Below are 7,757 nucleotides of genomic sequence, written 5' to 3' on the forward strand. Positions count from 1 at the left end.
CGCTCACGCCGTAGGCGCCCACCGGCATCCCGACCGAGATCGCCAGATCGTAGGACGCCGCGCCGCCGACGTCTGCGGCCAGATCGCCGATCGCCTCCACGCGATAGTCCGGCAGCGTGAGCCACAGGCTGACGACCTCTCTGGGGGCGAAGCCGGACAGGCTGACCGTGACGGGTGCGCCCTGCGGGGCGGACGCGGGGCTGACCTCCAGCGCGGCGCCCTCGGCGCGGGCCGGGGCGGCGGGGGCGAGGGCGAATACCAGGAGCAGGGCGGCGAGGGCGAGGAGACGGCGCATAGCACCTCCGGAATAATGTTGAATGTTGAATGTTGAATGTCCCAATTCAACATTCAACATTCAACATTCTAAGGATAGACCCCGCGGGTCTGGTTGGCGTCGGCGACGCGCTGGACGGCCAGCAGGTAGGCGGCGGTGCGCAGGGGAAGCCCGCGCGATCTAGACATCTTCCAGACATCATCGAGCGCGCCGATGATGATCCGCTCCAGCTTCCCGTTGACATCGCTCTCGTCCCAGAAGAACTCCTGGAGGCCCTGGACCCACTCGAAGTAGCTGACGATCACGCCGCCGGCGTTGGCCAGGATGTCGGGCACGATCGTCACGCCGCGCTCGGTGAGGATCTGGTCGGCGTCGGGGGTGGTCGGGCCGTTGGCCCCCTCGACGATGATGCTGGCCTTGATGCGGTCGGCGTTGAGCTCGGTGATCTGGTTCTCGACCGCGGCCGGGATGAGCACATCGCAGTCGAGCTCAAGCAGCTCCTCGCCGCTGATCCGCTCGACGCCGGGGTCGCTGTAGCCCTCAAGCAGGCGGAAGGAGTGGCGGTCGGTGAAGGTACGCATGGCGGTGATATCGAGGCCGGACGGGCGATAGTAGCCGCCGGTGGCGTCAGAGATGCCGATCACCTTGCAGCCGATCTCCTCAAGCAGATATGCCGCCGTGCTGCCCACATTGCCGAAGCCCTGGACGACCACGCGCAGTCCGTCGTGGCCACGCCCGAGGCGGCGGGCGATATCGCGCACCATCAGCATCACGCCGCGCCCGGTGGCCTCCACGCGGCCGAGCGAGCCGCCGATATTGATCGGCTTGCCGGTGATCACGGCGGGCACCGTGTAGCCGCGGTGCATCGAGATCGTGTCCATGATCCAGGCCATCATCTGGGCGTTCGTGCCCATATCGGGCGCGGGGATGTCCTTCTCGGGGCCGAGCAGGATGGAGATCTCGGTGGCGAAGCGCCGGGTGAGCCGCTCAAGCTCGCTGAGCGAGAGCTGCTTGGGATCGACGATCACGCCGCCCTTGGCCCCGCCATAGGGGATATTCACCAGGGCGCACTTCCAGGTCATCCACATCGCCAGGGCGCGCACCTCATCGATATCGACATCGGGGTGGTAGCGGATGCCGCCCTTCACCGGGCCGCGGCCGAGGTTGTGCTGCACCCGGTAGCCGGTGAACATGCGGGTGTTGCCGTCGTCGAGCTTCACTGGGAAGTTGACCGTCAGCTCGCGCTGCGGCACGCGCAGGACGGCGCGGATGCTCTCGGGCAGGTCGAGGATGTCGGCGGCCATGTCGAACTGCTGCTGCGCGATGCGGAAGGGGTTGTTGCGGTCAGACGTCATTGTCTTTTCCTTTGTTGGGGCGTAGGGGCGCCCCTTGTGGGCACCCCTTGTGGGCGCCCCTTGTGGGCGCCCACAAGGGGCGCCTCTACAGCAGGCTCTTGCGCATATAGTGCCAGGTGCCCTGGCCGAACAGGAGCCAGGCGAAGGGCGAGCGCCTGGTGTGCGCGTCGACAAAGCCGAGGCTGTGGTAGAGGGTGCGAGCGCCGCCGTTGCTGGCGCTGACATAGAGGCCGAGGAATCGCTTGTGGCGGGCGCGGGCATCCTCCTCGGCGCGGGCGAGCAGGCTGCGGGCCACGCCGCTGCGCCGGTAGGTCTCAAGGACGGCGACGTCGGCGAGGAAGCCCTCGTGGTGGCCGATCCGATGGTCGAGGAGCGAGAGCGCGAAGAGCGAGCGGGTGGCACCCCAGACCCCGAGCACCTCCTGGAAGGCCAGCTCGGCGGCGCTCGTGTCATAGCCCCCCATCTCCCAGGTGCGCAGAGTCGTGGTTCCGATCAGGTGGCCCTCGTGCTCGGCCACGAGCATGCCGCGCATCGACGCCGCGCCCTGGCGTCGCCATGCCGCCGCGAGCGCCCTGGCGCCCTGGTCGATGTGGCCGTGCCCGAAGGCGCCGCCGAAGGTGTCGGCGAAGGCGCTGCTGTGCAGATCGACAATGGCGGCGATATCATCGAGGCGCGCCGGGCGGATCACCGCCGCGATGGCGGGGCCGGCCGGCGCAGACGATGCCACCAGGCTGTGGGGGCTCTGGAGCGCGTGTGTGGTCATGAGAAACGCTCAGAGCGGAATGGTGAGGGCGCCTGCCCTCACCATTCCGCCCCTACTTCGCGGTCAGCTCGGCGACGCGGCGGTCGAGGCGGGCCGAGATATCGCGGTACATATTGCCGCGCATCTGCTCGGCCTGGAGCTGCCGGCGCAGGGTGATCATATACACGGCGGCGCCAGCCAGCACGGCCAGCAGCAGCATGTTCAGCTTCATACCATTCTCTCCTCATGGCCATGCGAGTCATCTCGCAGACCATTCTAGCGCAGTGAGGCGGAACCTTCAAGTAGTGGGCGCTGCTTCGCCCTTAGACAAGGCGTCAGCGCGATTTACCGTTTGGCGTAGCGCAGGGCATCGCAATGTGCAACCCTGCCCCTGCCGCCTGCCGCCTGCCGCCTGAAACCTTGTCCTACTGGGCCGCCTTCCGCTGACGCCATGCGTTATAGAGGGCGATGCTGCCGGCCACCGAGGCGTTGAGCGAGGCGATCTGGCCGGCCATGGGCAGGCGCACCAGGAAGTCGCAGCGCTCGCGGATCAGCCGGGCCAGGCCCGCGCCCTCGGCGCCCACCACCAGGGCCAGCGGCATGTTCAGGTCGGCCGAGTCGAGATCCTGGGCCTGCTCATCGTCCTCCAGCCCGACGACCCACACGCCCTGCTTCTGGAGCGTGGCGATCGTCTGGGCCAGGTTGCCCACCAGCACGATCTTCAGGTGCTCGGTGGCCCCGCTCGACGCGTTCACCACCGCCGGGGTGATCTCGGCGGCCCGGCGGCCGGGCATGGCCACGCCGTGGATGCCCACCACCTCGGCGGTGCGCAGCAGCGTGCCGATGTTCTGCGGGTCCTGCAGGTGGTCGAGCAGCAGCAGCAGCGGCGACTCGCCGCGCTCGGCGGCCAGGGCCATGCAGTCGTCGAGCTCGACGTACGGGTAGCCGTCGGACTCCAGCATCACCCCCTGGTGGTTAGCGTCGCGCAGCTGCTTATCGAGCAGCTGGCGCTCGACGCGCTGGGCGGGCACGCCGGCCTGCTCGGCGAGCTTGATGATCTCGGCGATCACGCCCGTCTCCTGGACGCCGGTGGAGATGACGAGGCGCCGCATGGTGCGCCGGCGCGCCCGCAGGGCCTCGCGCACTGCGTTGCGGCCGTAGAGAAGTTCGGTCATCCGTATATCCTTACACAAAACCAGAGAAAACGTGTAAGGACGCAGCGCGCTGCGTCCCTACGACTCGTCTCTGAGGGCTTGTCACAGCCCAAGCGCATCTTTGATTCTTCCGATAAACCCCTCGTCCCGGTTGCTCTGATCCTCCGGGTCGAAGGTGTGGGCGAGCTCCTGGAAGAGCTTGCGCTGCTGATCGTTGAGCTTGCTGGGCACCACCACCCGGCTGACGACGATCTGGTCGCCGCGGCCGCTCTGGCGCAGGAAGGGCACGCCCTTATTGCGCAGCCGGAAGGTCTGCCCGGTCTGCGTGCCAGCGGGGATGCGCAGCCGCTCGCTGCCGTCGATGGTGGGCACCTCGACCTCCTCGCCGAGGGCGGCCTGGGCCACATTCAGCTTAAGCTCCAGGATGACATCGTTGCCATCGCGCAGGAAGAGCTCGTGGGGCTGCACATCGAGGGCGACGTAGAGGTTGCCGAAGGGGCCGCCCCTGGGGCCGGCCTCGCCCTCGCCGCTGATGCGGATCTGCTGGTTGCTGTCCACGCCGGCGGGCACCTTCACGGTGATGTGGCGGCTCTGGCGCACCCGGCCCTCGCCGCGGCACTCGCGGCAGGGGATGGGGATGACATAGCCGCTGCCCGCGCAGGAGTCGCATGTGGTGACGGTGACCATATTGAAGAGGGGCGCGCGCTGGCGCATCTCGCCGCTGCCGCCGCACTTGGGGCAGCGCACCGGGTCGGTGCCGGGCTCGGCGCCGCTGCCCTTGCAGCTCGGGCAGCCCTCCAGGCGGCGGAACTCGATCTCCTTCTCGCAGCCGAAGATCGCCTCCTCGAAGGACAGGCCGGCGCGCTCGGCGTCGGCGCGGCGCTTAAAGTTCTTATAGTCGGCGGTGGCGCGCAGCCACTGGTCCTTATACTCGGCGGCCTGGGCCTCGGCCTGGGACAGGCGGGCCGCGAGCTCGGCGACGTTCGGGTCAGTCGTCGCCTCAGGCGCGGCGTCCACGACCTCGGCGGCGGGCTGGCTATTGCGCTCGGGCTGGGTGTTCGTATCTTCCTGGCTCATGGTTCTCCTCGTAATACACATACCGATGGAGCGGCGGAGCCGCTCCATTCTGTCTTCGGCGACATGCGCTTATGTACGGATCGCCGGCGCGGTCTGAGTCACACGCCGGCGGGGCGGGGCGATCATTCTCCCTCGAAGGGCGGTCGGGTGTCTCCGGCGTAGAGATTGCCGAGCAGGTTGCTCATCAGCGACGAGATATAGCGCACCGTCGAGATCGAGCGCGGGTAGGACATGCGGGTTGGGCCGATCACCCCGAGCACGCCGGTGACGGTGCCGCCGACCCCGTAGCGGGCGAGCACCACGCTGTACTCACGCATCTCGTCCTCGCCGTGCTCGCCGCCGATGATCACCTGGACGCCGTTGCTGGCCAGGGCCTGTGGGATGAGCTGGCCGAGTCCGCGCCCGCTCTTGAGGATCTCTAGGACGCGGCGCAGGCGCTCGACAGCGCGCTCGGCGTCGTCGCGGGCGAGCGAGGGGATGAACTCAGGTTGGCTGAGCATCTCCAGCAGGCCGTCGGAGTGGATCTGCTCGCGGGCCTGCTCCTCGAAGGTCTGCATAGCGTGGATCACCAGGTCGATCACGCCACGATCAAACTCGCCGAAGGTTGGCGTCGGGCGCTGCGCGTCCTGGGCGATCAGCTGCTCGACCTGGCTCATGGTCAGGTCGAGCAGCTGATCGCTGATGCGGCCGGCGCTGCGCCGCAGCTCCTCGGCGGCGCGGGCCGTGTCGACCGAGAAGGTCTGCTGCTTGACGATGCCGCCGTGGAAGACCAGCACCGCCAGCACCATCGTGTCGTGGATGCTGATCAGCTCCAGGTTCTTAAAGCGCAGCTGCTCGGCCCGCGGCGGCGTCACCAGCGACGCGTTCTGCGCGGTGCGGGCGAGGACGGCGCCGGCCAGCTGGATCCACTGGTCGAGCTCGCCGCGCACCTGGTAGAACTGGTGGCGGATCATGCGCTGCTCGGCCATCGAGAGCGATGTCCGATCCATCAGGTTCTCGACAAAGAAGCGGTAGCCGGCGTCGGTCGGGACGCGCCCGGCCGAGGTGTGCAGGTGGGTCAGGTAGCCGATCTCCTCAAGGGCGGCCATATCGTTGCGCACGGTGGCCGACGAGAAGCCGAGGCCAAATTTGCGCACCAGGGTATCCGAGGCGATCGGCGTGGCCGTCTCGATGAACTCCTGAACCACAAGTTTGAGGATGAACAGTCGCCGCTCAGTGAGGGTCGCCGCCATAGCAGCACTTCCTGATACGCTCTGCGACGGGTGGCCCGCCGCTCTGTTGTCCCTAGCGCATGCCGGGGTGTCAGAACCGCGTTCCCAGTTCAAACCGCTGCGTTCACTGGGCTCTTTAGCACTCCTGGTATGAGAGTGCTAAGGATTTAGATTAAAGCATTGGCGTGCAACCTGTGCACGCCGATCCATATCATACCACGATTTGGGCGACTTGTCATGGGGCTTCTCCACAACCTTGTCATACCGCATACGTAACGCTGTGCGGTGTCCTGTCATGCTGAGCGAAGCGAAGAATCCCGGCCGGAACCCTTCGCTTCGCTCAGGGTGACAGCGTTACGTATGCTCTATTGCGATTTTGTGCTGGGGTGTTGGCGGCGAAGCCGCCAACACCCCAGCACAAGCAGGGTCTGGGGCGAAGCCCCAGACCATTGCAACAGCTCTGTCACTTCCCGGCTACGGGTAGATCCCGCGGGTCGTCACCGCATCAGCCACCTGCTGGACACCGATCATGTAGGCGGCGGTACGCATATGGACGCGATGCTTCTGGGCCATGCGGAGCACGTTCTGGAAGGCGATCACCATCACTCGCTCTAGCTGCGCGTGTACCTCGCGCTCCGTCCAGAAGAACTCCTGGAGGCCCTGAACCCACTCGAAGTAGCTGACCGTGATCCCGCCGGCGCCGGCGAGCACATCGGGCAGCACGAAGCAGCCCTGGTCGTAGAGGATGCGGTCGGCGGCGGGGGTGATCGGGGCGTTGGCGGCCTCGGCGATCAGGCGCGCCCGCACGCGGGGGGCATTCCCTTCGGTGATCTGGTAGCCGAGGGCTGCCGGCACGAGGATGTCACAGTCGATCTCCAGGAGCTCGGCGTTGCTGATGTGGTCGGCCTCCATGAAGCCCGCGACGGCACCGGTGCGCCGCTTGTGGTTCTGCAGTGCGCCAATATCTAGCCCGCCGGGGTTATAGACGCCGCCCCGGCTGTCGCTCACCGCCACCACCGTCGCCCCAAAGTCGGCGAGCATCTGCGCCGTGTTGGCGCCGGCATTGCCGAAGCCTTGGACGGACACCCTGGCCCGGCTCAAGTCCATGCTCAGGTGGCGAGCCGCCTCCGAGAGCACATACACCGCGCCGCGCGCGGTGGCGTCGCTCCTGCCCTCCGAGCCGCCGATATTCAGCGGCTTGCCCGTCACCACCGCCGGCACCGTGTAGCCCTTATGCATCGACACCGTATCCATGATCCAGGCCATGATCTGCGGGTTCGTGTTCACATCCGGCGCGGGGATGTCCTTCTCGGGGCCGATCACCAGGCTCATCTCGCTGGCGTAGCGGCGGGTGAGCCGCTCGACCTCGCTCTCCGAGAGGGTCTTCGGGTCCACCACAACCCCGCCCTTCGCCCCGCCGTAGGGCAGGCCGCTCACCGCACACTTCCAGGTCATCAGCATTGCCAGGGCGCGGATATCATCGATGGATAGGTCGGGGTGGTAGCGAATACCGCCCTTCGTCGGCCCGCGCGAGAGGTTGTGCTGGACACGGAAGCCCGTGTAGACGCGGGTGCTGCCATCATCCATCTTCACCGGGAAGTGTACGCACAGCTCGCGCTGCGGGACGCGCAGGTGGCCACGAAGCTGCTGGGGGAGGTGCAGCATCTCGGCGGCGATGTCGAACTGCTCCTGGGCAATGGCAAGGGGGTTAAGCGTCTCGGCAAGCATAGTGAACGGGCCTCCTCGGCACTGAGTCGGTCGTCGTTAGACACATCGCGACACCATTGGCGCGACGGCGATATTGTACCACTCCATACAATGAATGGGGTGACATTCATATCATCGGCGCGGGGGTGTGACGGACATTTCTGCATGCGGGCGGGCGGCTGAAGCTGCGCCGGGGAGGGCCTGCGGCCACCCGCCCGCCGTCGCGGGCGGTTCCGG

6 protein-coding genes and 2 pseudogenes are annotated in these 7,757 nt (G+C 67.1%); all 8 read right to left on the minus strand.

Annotated features, from left to right (window positions below; genetic code table 11):
* A pseudogene (locus tag K2Z83_RS25705) lies at positions 1-355 on the minus strand (hypothetical protein); the annotation flags it as partial.
* 8 nt (positions 356-363) lie between these two features.
* Positions 364-1,629, minus strand: a complete 1,266-nt coding sequence (locus K2Z83_RS25710; RefSeq protein WP_220598029.1) for a Glu/Leu/Phe/Val dehydrogenase — start codon at positions 1,627-1,629, stop codon at positions 364-366.
* Between the two features lie 85 nt (positions 1,630-1,714).
* A complete protein-coding gene (locus K2Z83_RS25715; protein WP_220598030.1) occupies positions 1,715-2,392 on the minus strand; it encodes an N-acetyltransferase in 678 nt (225 codons plus the stop codon).
* Between the two features lie 52 nt (positions 2,393-2,444).
* A complete protein-coding gene (locus K2Z83_RS25720; protein ID WP_220598041.1) occupies positions 2,445-2,603 on the minus strand; it encodes a hypothetical protein in 159 nt (52 codons plus the stop codon).
* A 193-nt stretch (positions 2,604-2,796) separates the two neighbouring features.
* On the minus strand, positions 2,797-3,546 hold the full coding sequence (gene rlmB / locus K2Z83_RS25725; RefSeq protein ID WP_220598031.1) for a 23S rRNA (guanosine(2251)-2'-O)-methyltransferase RlmB: 750 nt from the start codon (positions 3,544-3,546) through the stop codon (positions 2,797-2,799).
* Between the two features lie 81 nt (positions 3,547-3,627).
* Positions 3,628-4,380: pseudogene (locus tag K2Z83_RS25730) on the minus strand (DnaJ C-terminal domain-containing protein); the annotation flags it as partial.
* 344 nt (positions 4,381-4,724) lie between these two features.
* Positions 4,725-5,834, minus strand: a complete 1,110-nt coding sequence (gene hrcA, locus K2Z83_RS25740) for a heat-inducible transcriptional repressor HrcA (RefSeq protein WP_220598032.1) — start codon at positions 5,832-5,834, stop codon at positions 4,725-4,727.
* Between the two features lie 453 nt (positions 5,835-6,287).
* Entirely contained in the window at positions 6,288-7,541 is a 1,254-nt protein-coding gene (locus tag K2Z83_RS25745; RefSeq protein WP_220598033.1) for a Glu/Leu/Phe/Val dehydrogenase, read from the minus strand.
* Positions 7,542-7,757: the final 216 nt, after the last annotated feature.

Source organism: Oscillochloris sp. ZM17-4 (genome assembly GCF_019599295.1).
GTDB lineage: Bacteria > Chloroflexota > Chloroflexia > Chloroflexales > Chloroflexaceae > Oscillochloris.